This is a genomic window from Desulfatibacillum alkenivorans DSM 16219 (assembly GCF_900142135.1).
GTDB lineage: Bacteria > Desulfobacterota > Desulfobacteria > Desulfobacterales > Desulfatibacillaceae > Desulfatibacillum > Desulfatibacillum alkenivorans.
This window is the reverse complement of record NZ_FQZU01000045.1, coordinates 26253-43191: the sequence shown is the minus strand read 5'-3', so window position 1 is coordinate 43191 and position 16939 is coordinate 26253. Positions and strand designations below refer to the sequence as shown.

Genomic DNA, 16939 nt, shown 5'->3' with positions numbered 1-16939 from the left:
CCTAACAGGAGGTTTTTTTGTTTCAAGGAGAAAGATTTTTTGAGTTATAGTACAATTGGACCTGTAACCTCTTGTTCCTTCGCTATATAACGTCTTTGATTATTTGACTAACTTTATCATCGGCAGTCGCCATCAGGCTCAACCGCCAGTCATCCGGCGGCGGCATAAGCATCATCAGCTTCTTTAGCCCTCGGTGTTGTCGCCTCTATTGCCAACCCTTCCCATGATGCCCCCCTGGACCTGATTCTTGACGATCATGGCGTCTATGACGCTTGCTGACAGCCTCCTTTGGATGTGGCGTCACTTCTTGTTGTCCATGAGCCGCACCAGTTTGTGGCGAAGGATGAAAAGCCTGGGCATGTGCTAACTGATTCTGTGTAAAAAATGTAAGTTGATTGGAGGAGTTATTTACAGAATGTAAAAGGGCGGGGTTCCGATTTTATCCCGCCCGCGAGTAATTATTACTCAAGATTGTGAAAATTCTTACATGAATTTTTTGGATTTTTCCTTTTTCATCGACTATGCTTCATTTTTTTCAAAATTTTTTTCCTTTAAAACAGACTGGCCGCCCTTTTTTCGGCAACGGCGGCCAGGTCCCGGGACGAAAATCCGGATTTGCTCGGAATGGCTTGCCGGACGAGGCTTGCGGCGTTCCGGCCATATTTTTTTTGTAAAAAAAATGATTAAGATTATTTGACTAAAAACTTCTTCGAGTGGTATTCTTTTCCAAACTTAACAACCGGATCGACAAGGGGGCGTTTTCCAAGAACTTCCCCGCCCTTCTGATGGCATACTTAGTGCATTTTAAGTTCCTTTAATATTTCAGAATCACTCTTTTTCAGCAGTATTGTATCCAGTCATCCCAATCTTGTGCAAAATCAGTGTCGGAATCCAACCCCTAAACCATCCTACGAAAGGAGTGCAAGATGCTAAAACCCAAAACATCATTCCGAAAGAACGGGCGAATCCCGTCATGGGGAATAATGGGCGTAACCATCGCCTTATGCGTCCTCATGTGCCTGGCAGGCTCCCCTGCTTTGGCAAAAGACGTATTCACCATTTCCTCATCCTCCCAGGTGTATGAAGCCTTTAAGGACCACGGCGCCAAGAGGTTCGAAGCCCAAACCGGCGCAACCGTGCAGACAGACGTCATGACTTCCGAAGAAGCTCTGGCTCGCTTGGTGAACGGCTTTTCCGACATGGCTGCTGTAGCCGAAAGGCTGGACGCAGGTTTAAAGCGGCAAGGCTACGTGGAGATTCCGGTTTGCACGGACGATATCGCCCTGCTCACCCACGTACAGACCACCGTAAAGAATGTTACCAAAGACCAGCTTCGCGGCATTTTTTCCGGGGACATCACCAACTGGAACCAGTTGGGCGGCCCGGACAAGCCTCTTGTCGTCATAGTTCCCTCGGAAAGCTCCGCGGCTTTTCGCAACTTTGAAAGAATGGTGATGGATGGACACCCCATGTCCTGGGATATCATGGTAGCCAAATCCACCATGGCGGAAGACATCATCCGGCGCATCCCCTGGTCCCTGACCTTTGTGGCCCAAGGCGCCACCCGCGGCAAACCGCAGGGCGCCAAGGTTTTGCAGGTCAACGGCATAGGGCCTGGCGACGAAGGCTATCCCTATGTACAGACCTACTCCCTGGTCACCAAAGGCAAGCCCGATGGCTACGCCAAGGTGTTTGTGGACCTGGTTTTCTCGGATAGCGTGGCCAATCACATGAAATCCCTGGGTATGAAACCGCTTGCCCCTTAATCTCATGCCCCTTTAACAAATAAACATTCACCCAAATTGCCGACAGGAGTCTTCCATGCAAAATGAAAAGGAAAAAAACAGGCAAGAATTCTATGAGAGGCTGGAGCAGAAGGGGATTTCCCGCAGGGATTTTGTGAAATTCTGTACATTCCTGACCGCCACCATGGGCTTGTCAGCCAGCTACGTTGGACAGGTCATGGACGTGTTCGCCGCCCCGGCCCAGCGCCCCCCCGTCATCTGGCTGCATTTTGCCGAATGCACCGGCTGTTCGGAAGCCGCTCTTCGCACCATGTACCCCTGGATTGACGAAGTGCTTCTGGACATCATCTCCATGGAATACCATGAAACCATTATGGCCGCAGCCGGCCATCAGGCCGAGGACAACCTCCACGCCGCCATGTCCAAACACAAGGATAAATACCTGTGCGTGGTGGAAGGCAGCATCCCCACCAAATTTGACGGCGCTTACGGCAAAGTCGGAGGCCGCACCTTTCTGGAAATCGGCCGGGAAGTCACCAAGCACGCCATGGCGACCATCTGCATGGGGTCTTGCGCCACCTACGGCGGCCCCCAGGCAGCCAAGCCCAACCCGGGCGGGTATAAGGGCGTTTCCGACGCTCTGGGGATCAAAACCATCAACATCCCCGGCTGCCCCCCCAACCCCATCAACCTGATAGGCACCATCGTCAATTATCTGCTCATGGGCAAACTGCCTGCCTTGGATTCCAACGGCCGGCCCCTGTTCGCCTATGCCAACACCATACACGACAAATGCCCCCGCCGGTCCCACTTTGAAAACGGCGAGTTTGTCACGGAGTTCGGCTCCGAAGAAGCCAAGATGGGTTTCTGCCTCTACGAAATGGGCTGCAAAGGTCCCGAGACCTACAACAACTGCCCCATCGTGAAGTTTAATGACGGCACAAGCTGGCCCATTGAGGCGGGCCATCCCTGCATCGGCTGCAGCGAGCCCGATTTCTGGGACGAAATGAGCCCCTTCTTTGAAACTCTGTAGACGGGCGTTTGTCTGTTGAGTCATCTTTTAGCATACGAAAGGAGCTACCATGGGCCAGATAATCACCATTGACCCGGTAACACGAATAGAAGGCCACCTGAGGATCGAGGTGGAAGTGGAAAACGGCATTGTCAAGGACGCCTGGAGTTCGGGCCAGATGTTCCGGGGGATTGAAATCATCCTCCAGGGCAGGGATCCCAGAGACGCGCCCTTGTTTGTGCAACGCTCGTGCGGCGTTTGCACCTATGTCCATTACCTTTCCTCCGTGGAAGCCATCGAGGATGCCGTTGGGATCAAGATTCCGGACAACGCCCGGATCATCCGCAACCTGCTCCACGGCGCCCAGTTCCAGCACGATCACATCGTCCATTTTTATCATCTCCACGCCCTGGATTGGGTGGACGTGGTCAACGCCCTCAAGGCGGACCCCAAAGCCACCGCAACCCTGGCGGACAACGTGAGCAACGCCCCCTGGGGCGGCGCATCCTATTTCAAACGGGTGCAGGAGAGGGTCAAGTCCTTTGTGGACTCAGGCCAGTTAGGCCCCTTCGCCAACGCCTACTGGGGCCACCCGGCTTACAAGCTATCTCCCGAAGCAGACCTCATGGCCGTATCCCACTATATCGAGGCCTTACGGGTGCAGGCCAGGGCCGCCAAGCTGCACGCCATTTTCGGCGCCAAAAACCCGCATCTCCAATCCCTGGTGGCGGGCGGCGTCACTTGCGCGGCGGACCTCAAGCCGGACCGGGTTGCGGAATTCAAGTACCTGTGGAAGGAAACCCAGGAATTCATCAAGAACGTTTACATCCCGGACGTCCTGGCCGTGGCGGGCTTTTACAAGGACTGGGGCGCCATTGGCGGAACCGCCAACTACCTGGCTTACGGCGACTTCCCCCAAACAGGAGAAGGATCTTCCAGCGACCTCATGCCCGGCGGCGTTATTTATCAACGCAAGTTCACCGACGTCCAAAAAATGGACGACAAAAAGATCACGGAGCACGTGGCCAGATCCTGGTACGAAGGCAAGAAGGACCTCCATCCTTACAAAGGCGTTACGGAGCCTGACTACAGCGATTACGACAGAGGCGGCCGTTACTCCTGGATCAAAGCCCCCAGGTACGACGGCAAGGCCACGGAAGTGGGCCCTCTGGCCAGGGTCCTGGTCGCCTACGGCAAGGGAGATCCCGGCGTCAAGAAGCTGGTGGACGACACCCTCGCCCATCTTTCCGTGCCTGCAACCGCCCTGTTCTCCACCCTGGGCAGAACGGCGGCCCGGGCCTTGGAAACCGTATTCATCGGCAACGCCATGGAAAACTGGCTGAACGAACTGGTGGGCAATCTCACCAAGGGCGACGACTCCACCTACACCCCCTGGGAAATGCCGGACAAAGGCATGGGCCGGGGCCTCAACGACGTGCCTCGCGGCGCTCTGGGCCACTGGATCGAAATCGACAAGGGCAAGATCAAAAACTACCAGTATGTGGTTCCCTCCACCTGGAACCTTGGCCCGCGGGACGCCAAAGGCCAGCTTGGTCCGGTGGAAGAGGCCCTTATCGGCACGCCCATCGCCGATCCCAAGAGGCCGGTGGAAGTGCTGCGCACGGTGCACTCCTTTGACCCGTGCATCGCTTGCGCCATCCACGTGATCGACCCCAACTCCAACGAAGTGTACAAGGTGAAAGCCCTGTAGTATACCCATGGAAGCCGGCCCCCGCGCCCCGCAGGGGGCCGGCTCCCAACCTCAGCGAAAGGCGATTGAATGGCAAAGCCCCGTATTCTGGTTTTAGGGGTCGGCAACATCCTGTTTCGGGATGAAGGCGTCGGCGTGCGCGTGGCCGAAGCCCTGGAGCAACACTATGAGTTTCCCGAGAATGTCACGGTCATGGACGGCGGCACGCTTGGGTTGAATCTTTTGGGCACCATTTCAGAAACCGATCACCTGATCGTGGTGGACTGCGTTCGCAACGGGGGGGAGTCCGGCGACCTGTACCGGATTTCCGGCGATGCTATTCCCGAAAGGGTGCGCGCCAAAAACTCCCTGCACCAGGTGGATCTTTTGGAATCCCTTACTTTGTGCCAGGCTTTAGGGCCTCCGCCGGAAACCGTGATCCTGGGGGTAGAGCCCCTGGACATGGAAACCATGGCGCTTGACCTGACGGACCTGGTTAACAGCAAGATTCCCGACCTGATGGAAATGGTTTTTAAAGAACTAAAACGGCTTAACGCCGGAGAAATTACAAAAAGGAGCAAACCGCATGTGCCTGGCTGTACCAGCCAAACTCATTGAAATGGATAATGGCATGGGGACCGTCGACGCAGGGGGCGTCAGAAAGAAAATCAGTCTTTTATTGTTGGAAGACGCGGCCCTGGGAGACTACATATTGGTCCATGCCGGTTTCGGCATACAAAAATTGGACGAAAAACAAGCGGAAGAATCCCTCGCCCTGCTCCGGGAAGCGGTTACGGAGGTGGAGGCGCGTTACAAAAATGAGCAGGATCCAATGTAACCTTGCATTTTTATAGATAATCGGGTTATTGTCCGTAACTAAGCAATCTGAGTCTCTATACGGAAATTCCTATTAGGCCCGGTCCATCTCTCACTTGGACCGGGCCTATTCCTCATCTTACTTGGGACAACCCGAAACATGCCGAGTCAAATTCCTCAAGGACGTCTTCTAAAGATACTTCTCACCAGCGCATTAAAATGGCCCTGGGCGACCATAACCTTGTTCGCCTGCCTGACCATTTTTTTCGCCGCCCACATTCCTCATCTTGGATTCCGGACTTCCATTTATGATCTGGCGGTGGAGGATCTGCCTTCCACCCAATATTACGAGAAATTCAAAAGGGAATTCGGAAGCGAGGAGGTCCTGCTTGTTGTGGTGCGCGGGGAGAATCTGTTTTCTCCTGAATCCTTTCAATCCCTTGAGGCCATATCCAATGAACTCTCCGGGCTGCCGGGAGTGCGGAGGCTGATCAGCCTGCCCCAGGTCCGCCAGGACATGGACCTGACCGACAAATGGAGCCTTAAGGATTTTGAAAGGATTATCGAGCCCATAGAGCTTTTCGACCGGAATTTTCTTTCCCAGGACAAGAGAGCCACGGTCATCTCGATGCTGCTGCACGCCGACGTGGACAGAAAGAGCATCATCGACGAGGTGGACGGTGTTATTTCCAGGGATTACAAGGGCATCAATACGATTTACCAGATCGGCATGCCGTCCGTAGCCCAGGCTCTGGCCACCTATACGGAAAAGGATTTCGCCCTTTTGCCGCCCATCACTTTTGGCGTCATCCTGTTGGTTTTATACGGCCTGTTCGGAAATTTTCGGGGCGTCCTGCTGCCTTCCGGGGCTGTGGCTATGTCCCTGGTCTGGACCATGGGCATGATGGCGAAAACCAATACGGCCCTTTCCCTCATGACCATGATCACGCCGGTCTTTATAATCGCTGTGGGCACAGCCTACTGCATGCACATTATTTCGGAGTACAACCACAGTTGCCAAAAAGGGGAAATCCCCCGCGAAATCGTCTACCTGTGCTTCTCCCGGGTGGGATTTCCCACTTCCCTGGCCGTAACCACCACGGTAGTCGGGCTGGCGTCCCTGCTGGTCAACCGGATTGAAGGAATCCGGGAGTTCGCGGTTTTTTCCTGCTTTGGAATGATAAGCCTGCTGCTTATCATGCTGTTGTTCCTTCCTGCTGTCATGAGCCTGCTGCCTTTGTCCAAAACAGTCTGCAAAGGGCCGGCCGCCCCGTGGGTGGAAAAAATACTGCACGGAATCTTCATCTTGAACCTACGGCACCGCAAAAAAGTGCTGCCTGTCCTGGGGGTGGTTTCCCTGGTATCAATAACAGGGATTTTTTTTGTTAGGGTGGAAACCAACCCGGTCGATTATTTTAAAAAGAACACAGAAATCAGTAAGAATTTTTACGATATATACCAGGACATGGCGGGAAGCTTCCCGGTCAATGTGGTTCTGGACGCTAAAAGGAACGATTTTTTTGAAGATCCCAAAAATCTGGCTAAAATGGAGGATATACAGAATCATTTGGTCATGTTCGAGGGAGTGGACAAATCCATAGCCTACACGGATTTTTTAAAGCTGGTAAACTACGCAAGCAACGATTTCGACCCCATATATTACGCCTTGCCCATGGAGTCCTGGCAAATCCGAACCCTGACAAACACCTACAAAAGCCTGCTTGGGCATGACATGTACTCCCGGTTTATGGACCCGAATATGTCCAAGGTCAACATCATGCTTCGCACGCACGTTTCCAGTTCCCGGGAGTTCTTTCAGCTTCGCGACAGCATCGAAAAATATCTTGAAGCGCATTATGCAGGAGACCTGACTTACAAGGTCACCGGATTGGGCATGGTCATATCGGAAAGCAGCTACATCCTCACCAGCAGCCAGGTGAAAAGCCTGTCCATTACCATGCTGGTTATCTTCGGCATAATGCTGCTTTTATTTTTGTCCGGCAAAGTAGGATTCGCCGCCATAGCGACCAATCTGTTCCCCATTCTTTTATGCTTCGGCTTTATGGGATGGGTCGGAATAAAGCTGTCCGTGGTGACCAGCCTCATAGCCAGCATAGCCATCGGCCTGGCAGTGGACGACACCATCCACTACCTTGTCCGGTATAACCGCGAGTTCAAACGGGACCTGGACAAGGACCGGGCCATGCGCGACACCTTGAAAAGCGTGGGGCCGCCGATCATATTCACCACCATCACCATCAGCCTGGGCTTTTCCATCCTGTTATTCTCCCATTTTCAGCCCACCTCGGTTTTTGGACTATTGATGGTGATCACCATGATAGCTGCGCTTGTGGGGGATTTGATATTCTTGCCGGCGATCATGCTTCACATCGAGCTGGTGACAGCCTGGGACCTGATGAGCCTCATACCCAGCCTGGGCGGAATATCGCCCGCAGTGGCCCATGAGTTGCGTCAACCTTTGAACGCCGTCAAACTTGGCAGTGAATATTTACAGACGATGCTGGAAAGAGGCCAAGACATTCCCCGGGAAGAGCTTGTGGAAGTCATTGATCAAATCGACTCCCAGATCAACCGGGCCTCCAGCTACATAGACAGATTGGCGGCTTTAGGCAGAAAACCGTCAGGCGCTTTTGAGAAACTCAGCCTGAACACGCCGGTCAAGGATACCCTATCCCTGATCGGCAGGCAGTTTTCTTTGGAAAATATTGACATCAGGCTGGATTTGGCGCCGGACTTGCCTGCTATAATGGGGCATAGGAACCGTTTGGGCCAGGTGGTATACAACCTGCTCATCAACGGCATGGAGGCGATTGTCCGGAAAACCTGGACCGGCAGGGACGAGTATCGTTGGATCGCGGTGAAAACCTTCCGGAAAGGGAACGACGTCATTTTGACGATAGCGGACAACGGCACCGGAATTTTGTACCAAATCCAGGACCGTATTATGGAGCCTTTTTTCACAACCAAGGAAAAAGGGCGGAGCCTGGGACTGGGGCTGCCCATATCACGGGAAATCATCCGGGACTATCATGGCCGCCTGGACTTTTTCAGCCATCCCGGAGACGGGGCTGTGTTTAAGGTTTCCTTTCCCAGGGCGGATCATTGAGTAAAAGGAGCAGATCATGAGCCTGAACCTGTTTTGGCTTCAATGCGGAGGATGCGGCGGGGACACATGGTCCTTGTTTAATGCGTCCTCTCCCAATGTGGTGGATTTTCTTGAAGCCCAGGACATCAACATACTATGGCACCCTTCCCTCTCGGTACGGTCGCACGAGGAGCACAGGGAAACCATACGGCGGGTGACCGAAGGCAGAGAGCGTTTGGACGTTTTGTGCGTGGAGGGCTCAGTGATTCGCGGCCCCGGCGGAACCGGGATGTACGACGATTTTGACGGCTCGCCCAAAAAGGACCTGGTTTACGCCCTGGCGGCCCAGGCGAAGCATATTGTGGCCGTGGGAACCTGCGCCAGCTTTGGCGGAATAGGAGCGGACGGCGAAATTGAAGCCACCGGGCTTCAATATCATAAGTACGAGCCGGGCGGTTTTTTGGGGGAGGATTTTGTCTCCGGAGGCGGCAGGCCGGTCATCAATATTCCCGGGTGTCCTTGCCATTGCGACGTCATTGTCGGGACGCTAAGCGCTATCGCCAAGGGAACGCCTCCGGAACTGGGAGAATACAACATGCCCCTGGAATGGTACGGGGTGATGGTCCATCAGGGATGCACCAGAAACGAGTACCACGAATACCGGGTTGAAGAAAAACGCATGGGGGAAAAAGGCTGTTTGTTTTTCTACCTGGGCTGCCATGGGCCTCTTGTCCACGGGGTGTGCAACAAGCTCCTGTGGAACGGCAGGTCTTCCAAAACCCGGGTGGGCGTGCCCTGCTTTGGATGCACCCGGCCGGACTTCCCCCAGCTTTACCCGTTTTTTGAAACCAGAAACATCGAGGGCATTCCGCTGGAACTCCCTGAGGGCATGGACCGGGCGCATTACATGGCCTACAAAGGCATGGCCGCCGCAGCAGCCCCCGCCCGCCTGAAGAAAAGAAAAACGCGCATCTAAGTTTTCGGAGGTTGATTATGAGCGCCCGAAGAAAAGTCGTCGTTCCATTGAACCGGGTCGAGGGAGACCTGAAAGTTCATCTTGAGTACGATGGCAATAAAATCTATGACGCTTTCAGCGCCGGAACAATGTACCGGGGCTTTGAAAATATTATGAAGGAGCGCGGCCCTCTGGACGGGCTGGTCATCACGCCCCGTATTTGCGGCATATGCACCACGTCCCACCTATCGGCCGCCGCCAAGGCTCTGGACATGATTTCCCAGGCCGTGGTCCCTGACAACGCCACGCGGGTGCGCAACATCACTTTGATCGCGGAGCAGCTTCAGAACGACGTGCGCCACCATACCATGCAATTCATGGTGGACGCGACCAATCCCGTCTATGAAAACGCCCCCTTTTATGAAGAAGCTGTTGAACGATACACCCCAATTCGGGGAAGCAGCATTGTATCGGCAATCCAAAGCACGAAACGGATTTTGGAGATTGTGTCCATTTTAGGCGGACAATGGCCCCACTCCTCCTTCATGGTTCCGGGCGGCGTGGTTTCGGTTCCCGGCGCCAACGACATAACCCAGTGCAAGTATGTGCTCAGACGTTTTAAATTATGGTACGAAAAGCAAATTCTGGGCTGCACATGCGAAGAATGGAATCAGGTGCAAAGCGCCCGGGATCTTGAGGATTGGCTGGAATCCGCGCCCAGCCGCTATAACAGCGACCTGGGCTTTTACCTCCGCTTTGGGCGGGAAGCAGGGCTTGACCGCCTGGGCAAAGGCACGGAGAACTTCATCTCATACGGGTTTTTGGATATGCCCCGTAAAACCGGGGTAAAATCGTTGGGAAGCACGGGATATTATTTTCCGGCCGGATTTGTAAGCAGCGGCATGGTCCGGCAGGTTAACCAGCACGAAATTAAAGAAGACATCTCCCACTCCTGGTTTACTAACGGCGAGGCGGAATTGCATCCTTACGAGGGAGTGACCATTCCTTACGCCACCGGCTCTGAGGGGTATCGCTACTCCTGGGCCAAAGCGCCCCGATACGACGGGCATCCGGCGGAAACCGGCCCCCTGGCCCAAATGATGGCCCTTCAGCATCCGCTGTTTACGGACCTGGTCAAACAAAACGCGCCCTCCGTGTTTTCCCGGCAGTTGGCAAGAATAATAAGACCGGCGCTGACAATTTCCGTCATGGACCAGTGGCTTGATGAAATCGCCGAAACGGATGAACCTTTTTTCACCCCATACAATGACATCCGAAACGGCCAGGGGCATGGAATGGTGGAAGCCCCTCGCGGCAGCCTGGGCCATTGGGTGATTATTGAAGACGGCCGAATCAAGCGGTATCAAGTGATTTCCCCCACCACCTGGAACGCCTCTCCCCGGGACGCCAACGGGCAACTGGGACCCTGGGAAAGGGCTCTGGCGGGGACCCCCATAAAAAATCCGAACGCGCCCATAGAAGTGGACCACATTGTCCGCTCCTTTGATCCATGCCTGGTTTGCACAGTTCATTGCGCCGACTTGCGATGGGAGGTCTAAGGCATGATTCCCGACAGGATAAGCGACGTTATCAAGGAAAACCAGATATTGCGCAATGAAATCCGGGTCGCCAGGGAGGCGGCGGAAATCACGGCGCACCTGGTCGTCAAGCAATTTCAGGAAACCGAGCGCATCCTAAGGCGCTTCCAACGGTCCAACGCCCAGAGAAAAGCGGTATTGAACGCGGCTGCGCAAATCGCGATCATTGCAACGGATTCAGAGGGCTTGATCACGGTTTTTAATACCGGCGCGGAAAACCTTTTGGGGTACAAGGCCGAGGAGATCATCGGCAAAGAGACGCCTCTGCTATTTCATAACGACGACGAGTTGCAAGAGACGGCCGAAAAGCTGCGGGAAATTTGCAATAAACCGGTTGCAGGGGTGGACATATTTCTGGAGACGGCTCGCCAGTGGCCTTCCCTGCAGCGGGAGTGGACCTATGTGCGCAACAACGGCGCCCAATTTCCCGTGGAAATGTCCATCAACCTTTTGCGCGAGCAGGATTACGCCATTTCCGGCATGATGTTCATCGCCATGGATATATCGGCGAAAAAAATGTCGGAGCAGGCCTGCCAGGAATCCGAGCAAAAATACCGCGCTCTGTTCGACTCCAATCCCAACCCCATTTTTGTCCTGGATCCGGAAACCTTGAGGATTTTGGACGCCAATCCCACCGCTCTGGAAGCCTACGAATACAGGAGAGAGGAGCTTGTGGGGCTTTCCTTCGCCTCGTTAGGCGACATGGAGGAGAACGACGAGCATTTCAGCATGATCAGGAAAAGGCAGTACCACGAGGGCGTTAAAAGCCTCAAGGTGCGCCAGTTCAAAAAAGGCGGCAAGCCGTTTTATGTAAACTTTCGCACCTGCCCCATGGAGTACCATGGGCGGGAGGCGGCCATCCTGACTGTGGACGACATCACTGAAATGCTTGAAAAAGATGCATTGCTCATTCAAGCGGGAAAAATGACCATATTGGGGGAGATGTCCGCGGGGGTCGCCCACGAGCTTAATCAGCCTTTGAACGCCATCCGGGTGGGCAATGAGTTCCTGAAGGTCATGGCGGAAAAAGACAGGCAGATTCCTCTGGACGAGATCAAACTGGTGGCTGACGAGGTTACGGCTCAGGTGGATCGGGCGGCGGCTATCATCAACCGGTTAAAAGCCTTTGGCAGAAAGGCCGAGTTTGAAAAAGAGCCTGTTGATATCAATGTACCGGTTAACGGAGTATTAGGCATGATCGGCAGGCAGCTGGCTTTGGAGAACATCACGGTTACTCTGGAACTGGGAAAAAACCTGCCCCCGGTCATCGCCCATGAAAACCGCATGGAGCAAGTGCTGTTCAACCTGATTACCAACGCCAGAGACGCCATCGGCGGCAAGAGGGATTGCTCCATGTTCCCCTGCGAGGGAAACATAAATATTCGCTCCTATCAGGAAGGGGACATGGTTGCGGTGGAGATTACGGACACCGGCGTCGGCATGAGTCAGGAGGTTCAGGAGCGCATTTTCGAGCCTTTTTTCACCACCAAGGAAGTGGGGAAAGGCATGGGCCTGGGGTTGTCCATCATATACGGCATTATCCGGGACTACGGCGGACGCATCGAGGTCCAAAGCAAGGAAGGAGCGGGATCGGCGTTTACCTTCTTCTTTCCCAGAGAAGGCGCCCAGGTCGAAACATAGGAAAGACTGCTATGGAGGCTTTTATGAAAACCATTTTGGTGATTGACGACGAAAAACCGACCCTTTCCATGTTTCGCCTGTTGTTAAAAGCCATGGACTATGAGGTTCTGCTGGCCGGGTCGGGCGAGGAAGGGATCGCACTCTTTGAACAAAACAAGCCGGATGTTGTCATCACGGACATAAAAATGCCGGGCATGGATGGTTTTGAAGTCATTAAAGCCATCCGGGAGATGGACGCCGGCGTTCCCTTTATCATCATTACGGGGCATGGGGACGTCAGTCAGACGGAAGAGGCCGCGCTCTCCGACACGGTAGGGTTTATAAACAAGCCCTTGCAGCGCGATGCTTTGGAAGAGGCCCTGGAAAAAGCCTTTGCTTCTTAAGCCATGGCTCATCCGTAAAAAACCCGAAAGCCTAAGGCTTTCGGGTTTTTTAATTCAAGGTTAAGAAATCGGCGGTTATTGTTCGGATACGGTCTGGAGAATGTAAATGGCTTCCTCCAGGCTGATTTTACCGGCGCCGTCCACGTCGGAGTCCAGATTGGCGTCGTTGGCGATGCCGATCATGATTTTCAACACCTGGATGGCGTCCGCCATATCCACCACAAAGCTGCCGTCCACGTCGCCCTTTAGAATTTCAATATCCATGGTTATGGGAGACCACAAGTCCACGGTCGCCGGATTGTCGGAGGCGTCCATAATGGCCTGGGCCTGAAAGGTGACCGAGGTGGTCCCGACCTTTTTAGGAATAAAACTGACGGAAATGATGTCGGTTTCCGATACGGCCGATACAGCGCCTATGTCGCCGGATCTGGTAAGGCCAAGGACCAGGGTTCCGGGTACGTCCTCCTGCAGGGCTGCGCGCAAAATCGTGGGATCTGCCCCCGCGTTATTGAACAGGGTTCCCTCCGTGGTGGAAGGCTGAACCGGGAGCCCGTTTTCCAGGTCCACAACCTCCAGGTATTCCGGGTCGTAAACCAGGTCAAAGGCGATTCCGTATGCGGCGCCGATGGCGTCCACGGACACGTTAAGGTCGAAAGGGCGGCCTTTTAACTGGGTGGCGTCCGCATTCAAGGTGACCGTCGCCGCCAGAGCCGGGGAGGAAAGCAGGGCTAAGGCCGCTAAAACGGCAAAGGCCCGCATCATGGACATATTTATGTGTTTCATGGCGCAGCTCCAACTTATTCATTATATACTTCGATAGTGAAAGAATACGACTCCGTCTGGCCCCCCAGCCCCACAAGGTTGAAGGTAACCTCATGGACGCCGTTTTCCAGGCTGGTAGTGTCCAGGACATAGGTGTACGGGGTTTGTGCGGATTCTTCTTCGTCAAAACGCTCATTATCCACAAACACCACGATTTCGTAGCGGCCTTCGTAAAAGTCCTCCACGTCTTCCGCGGTGACTTCCATGGTCAGGGGATAATGGGAGGAAACCTTAATCGGGCCGGTTTTTCGCAGGCTTGCCAAGGGCGCGCCGGTGGCGTCATTAACCGTAAACTTAGGGGCGTCATGCCTAGCCCTGGCCACCAGATAAGCCGTGGAAATGCCGGTTGATGCTCGCTTCAGGGAGCTTTTTCGCACCGTACTGACAGTGATCACCGCCTCGCCCGTTGTGCTGACTTGCTGGGCGCTTTGGGATTTGGCATATGCGACATAGTCGTCGCTGCTTCCTTGCACCAGAATGGAGTTGACCGGCAGCTTGAAGCACAGGGGCAGAAGCATGGCCCCTTCCTGCTCCATGACCCTGATGGAGCCTCCACTGTCCAGACCGTTCCAGGCAACCGTATAGGTTCCCTTGCCGTAAGGCGCCCAGTTTACGATGCTCGCCAAAAACGGGCCGTTGTGGATGCCCGCCCGAATATTGACCCTGACCGGCTCCTGCACGGTGAACTGCACATTGTAACCCTCGGCCATGGGAATCAATTCAAGCTGGATATCGGCTTTCTCGCCGCCGGAAAACGCCGTGGGATCGTAGGTATAGGTGTTCCCCTGAGAGTCCCTGGCCTGCAGAGAAATTAAGTAGGCTTCATTGGGGACCATGGCGCCGGAGTCGTCCTTGCCGTCCCATGCCACGGAATTGATGCCGGCGGAACGGTGCACACCGTCCATCAGCACCCGAACGACCTGATAGTCCGGGGTGTAGATCATAGCGGTAACCTGAGCCGGCTGAGCGAGCCGGTAGGATATGGCCGCCGCCTCCCCTGGAACCAGAACGCTTTGGCTAAGACTGACCTGATCGATGACCGGCGGCGCACTCGCCCCAGCAGGCCCCTGAAGCGCGGTGATAATCCCCAACATAAGCGCAAAGGCCAATAGCGATTTTACGACTCGGGTTGCCGTCCTCATAATGTTTCTCCCTCTACCTATCATTTTACCCAACAGGGGTGTGAGCATGTACTTTTTAATTCCGTCACCTGGCGGCTGTCAGCGCCGCCGGCGGCAATGGTCCAGATTTCTCTATGGCCGGAACGGCTGGATATAAAAGCGATCCTCGAGCCGTCCGGGCTCCATGAAGGCTCCCCGTCATAAGAGGGGCTCCGGGTTATGCGGTTTTTTTCTCCCCCGGGATAGGAAACCGTCCAAATGTCGAAATTGCCTTCCAGGTTGGAAGTATAGGCCAGCTTGCTCCCATCAGGCGACCATACGGGAAAAAAGCTGTCCGCCCCATCATGGGTCAACTGACTTTGGCTTCCGGTTTTAAGATCAATAACAATAATCTCCTCGATGACTCCCAATACAAGATCTCGTTTAAAGCTGGCGCAAGCCATTAACTTGCCGTCCGGGGAGTAGGAGGGAAAGGTCATCATAGGCGGAAACTTGGTTATCTTTTCCGGCAGCCGGAAGATATCTCCCTCTTTTTTTATTGAAAATATTTCCGCAGCGTCCGCCGGAACGGCCGTGTATTCCACAAAGGCCAGTTCAAACCCGGCAGGAGCCCACGCGGGCTGGGCGTAAATGCCCAAGGGCAGATTGACGGTGTCCGCCTTTCCCGTCAGGGAGTCCATGATCCGGATCTGCTTGCGGCCGCTTACGTAGGCTATATGCTTGCCGCCCGGACTGACCGCTGGAAATCGTTCGGTCTGCGTGGTGCGGGTCAATTGGCTCAGGTATTTCGTCTCGGGCTCAATAACCCACAAGTTCCATTGATCCTGGGCGTTTGCGGCGAAAACAATATCCCCGGTCTTCACTCCTCCGGCGCAGGCGGGGCTGGAAAAAGCGCAAGAGGCCAAAAAGGCGCTCGCCAGAATGGCTATGATCCATGCAGCCTGCAACCTGTTATGAGTATGGACGATTTTCATTTTTCGCCTATTGCCGTTTGTTGGATTCATTTTGCTATCATATACTCGATGCGCGCCTTTATGGCGCCCAGATAATCAGCATGGGGCGTTTGGTAGTCCCGGTATCCTCTGGAAATATTCAAGGAGCGCCCGGACTGGCTTTGGATGAACATGATCCAATTTTTTAGGGGATTCTCCTTCCGCCACAACTCCCTATAAAGCCGTATCTCCAAGATTTCGCTAAAGGCCATGGTTTTTTCCCCTTTTGAAAAGCCGACGCGGCTCTCCTCCCTGATCTCCTTTTTGTGGGCGTCCACGTACAGGGTGTAGGAAACGCCCAGGGATATGAGCAGGGCAAGAAGGGCGGCGCCAATCCATATGGCGCAGCATATGGCGCCATACTGCTGCAGGCCCCAGCCGGGATTGACATTGTCAGTCAACAAGAGCAAAGGCGTTATGCCGATAAAACACCCGCCGAAAAACGGAACGCCCGCCTTCCACATGAGGGACATGCCTGTGTTGAGCTTTAGCACGGCCCCGGAATCTTCCACGCCCGGCGCATTGGGCAAAGGCGAAGCGCCGTCATACGTGGCGCCCACGGAGTCCGCGGTCCTGCTGTCATTGCTTTCTTTAAGCATGACAGCCACGGCGAACACCAACAGGCCGACCAATACAGCGACTCCTGCGAACCAATCGCGCAGGAACTCCCTGCTGAGAACCGCCCGGCCGGGATCTTCCGGGTCATAGTACACCGTGATAGGGTCTCCCTGCTTGTAGCGGTATTGAATGCCGCCGTAGGTCTTGAGGGATTTTTCCCTGAGGTGATACCTGTACCCCGTATATGGCATTCCCTGCACCGTGTAGGCATACTCCAGGTAATATCTCCGTTTTTCCTGGTCGTTCCACCAGCCGTCCTGGGAGACCTTTACAACCACGCCCTGCACGGGCTGCCACTGCCGGCTCATGGCGGATTGCTGAATAATCTGGTGCACGGTCCCGGCGAGAGCGAGGCCGAATACAACAGCCACGACCGCAAAGAGGGGCGTAAGCCGGGTTTGTTTTTTTTCTTCAGGAGCCAAAATATACTCCTATTCCCA

At 54.4% G+C, this 16939-nt stretch carries 14 protein-coding genes; 10 read left to right on the top strand and 4 right to left on the bottom strand.

The genetic code is table 11. The features are described 5' to 3' along the window. The first annotated feature begins 926 nt into the window (after positions 1–926). From BUE18_RS23565 to BUE18_RS23520, 10 genes are all read left to right on the top strand, one after another. Positions 927–1766, top strand: coding sequence for a PstS family phosphate ABC transporter substrate-binding protein (locus BUE18_RS23565; RefSeq protein ID WP_083611254.1), 840 nt, complete (start codon positions 927–929; stop codon positions 1764–1766). 55 nt (positions 1767–1821) lie between these two features. After that, entirely contained in the window at positions 1822–2778 is a 957-nt protein-coding gene (locus tag BUE18_RS23560; protein WP_073478612.1) for a hydrogenase small subunit, read from the top strand. A 49-nt stretch (positions 2779–2827) separates the two neighbouring features. Continuing rightward, positions 2828–4468 (top strand): nickel-dependent hydrogenase large subunit, encoded by a 1641-nt coding sequence (locus BUE18_RS23555; RefSeq protein WP_073478611.1) that lies wholly within the window; start codon positions 2828–2830, stop codon positions 4466–4468. A gap of 69 nt (positions 4469–4537) precedes the next feature. Then, positions 4538–5065 carry a HyaD/HybD family hydrogenase maturation endopeptidase gene (locus tag BUE18_RS23550; protein WP_073478610.1) on the top strand — a complete coding sequence of 176 codons (528 nt, stop codon included), beginning with the start codon at positions 4538–4540 and terminating at the stop codon, positions 5063–5065. After that, positions 5034–5285 (top strand): HypC/HybG/HupF family hydrogenase formation chaperone, encoded by a 252-nt coding sequence (locus BUE18_RS23545; RefSeq protein ID WP_073478609.1) that lies wholly within the window; start codon positions 5034–5036, stop codon positions 5283–5285. The genes BUE18_RS23550 and BUE18_RS23545 overlap by 32 nt, the downstream gene beginning before the upstream one ends. 138 nt (positions 5286–5423) lie before the next feature. Beyond that, positions 5424–8390 carry an MMPL family transporter gene (locus tag BUE18_RS23540; RefSeq protein WP_073478608.1) on the top strand — a complete coding sequence of 989 codons (2967 nt, stop codon included), beginning with the start codon at positions 5424–5426 and terminating at the stop codon, positions 8388–8390. Positions 8391–8406: 16 nt separating this feature from the next. Next, on the top strand, positions 8407–9345 hold the full coding sequence (locus tag BUE18_RS23535; RefSeq protein WP_073478607.1) for an NADH-quinone oxidoreductase subunit B family protein: 939 nt from the start codon (positions 8407–8409) through the stop codon (positions 9343–9345). Between the two features lie 17 nt (positions 9346–9362). Then, on the top strand, positions 9363–10883 hold the full coding sequence (locus BUE18_RS23530; RefSeq protein ID WP_073478606.1) for a nickel-dependent hydrogenase large subunit: 1521 nt from the start codon (positions 9363–9365) through the stop codon (positions 10881–10883). A gap of 3 nt (positions 10884–10886) precedes the next feature. Next, on the top strand, positions 10887–12563 hold the full coding sequence (locus tag BUE18_RS23525) for a PAS domain-containing sensor histidine kinase (protein WP_073478605.1): 1677 nt from the start codon (positions 10887–10889) through the stop codon (positions 12561–12563). 23 nt (positions 12564–12586) lie between these two features. Then, complete coding sequence (locus BUE18_RS23520; protein ID WP_073478615.1) at positions 12587–12946, top strand: response regulator; 360 nt, start codon at positions 12587–12589, stop codon at positions 12944–12946. A 75-nt stretch (positions 12947–13021) separates the two neighbouring features. Here the strand turns inward: BUE18_RS23520 and BUE18_RS23515 are convergent, their stop codons facing one another. The 4 genes from BUE18_RS23515 to BUE18_RS23500 are packed head-to-tail and all read right to left on the bottom strand — an operon-like array spanning position 13022 to position 16921. Further along, on the bottom strand, positions 13022–13729 hold the full coding sequence (locus BUE18_RS23515; protein ID WP_073478604.1) for a cohesin domain-containing protein: 708 nt from the start codon (positions 13727–13729) through the stop codon (positions 13022–13024). Between the two features lie 14 nt (positions 13730–13743). Further along, positions 13744–14910, bottom strand: a complete 1167-nt coding sequence (locus BUE18_RS23510) for a FlgD immunoglobulin-like domain containing protein (RefSeq protein WP_073478603.1) — start codon at positions 14908–14910, stop codon at positions 13744–13746. 20 nt (positions 14911–14930) lie between these two features. After that, positions 14931–15863: a TolB family protein gene (locus tag BUE18_RS23505; protein WP_073478602.1), complete on the bottom strand. Its 933-nt coding sequence runs from the start codon at positions 15861–15863 to the stop codon at positions 14931–14933. Positions 15864–15889: 26 nt separating this feature from the next. Beyond that, positions 15890–16921, bottom strand: a complete 1032-nt coding sequence (locus tag BUE18_RS23500) for a DUF3592 domain-containing protein (RefSeq protein WP_073478601.1) — start codon at positions 16919–16921, stop codon at positions 15890–15892. Positions 16922–16939 lie beyond the last annotated feature (18 nt).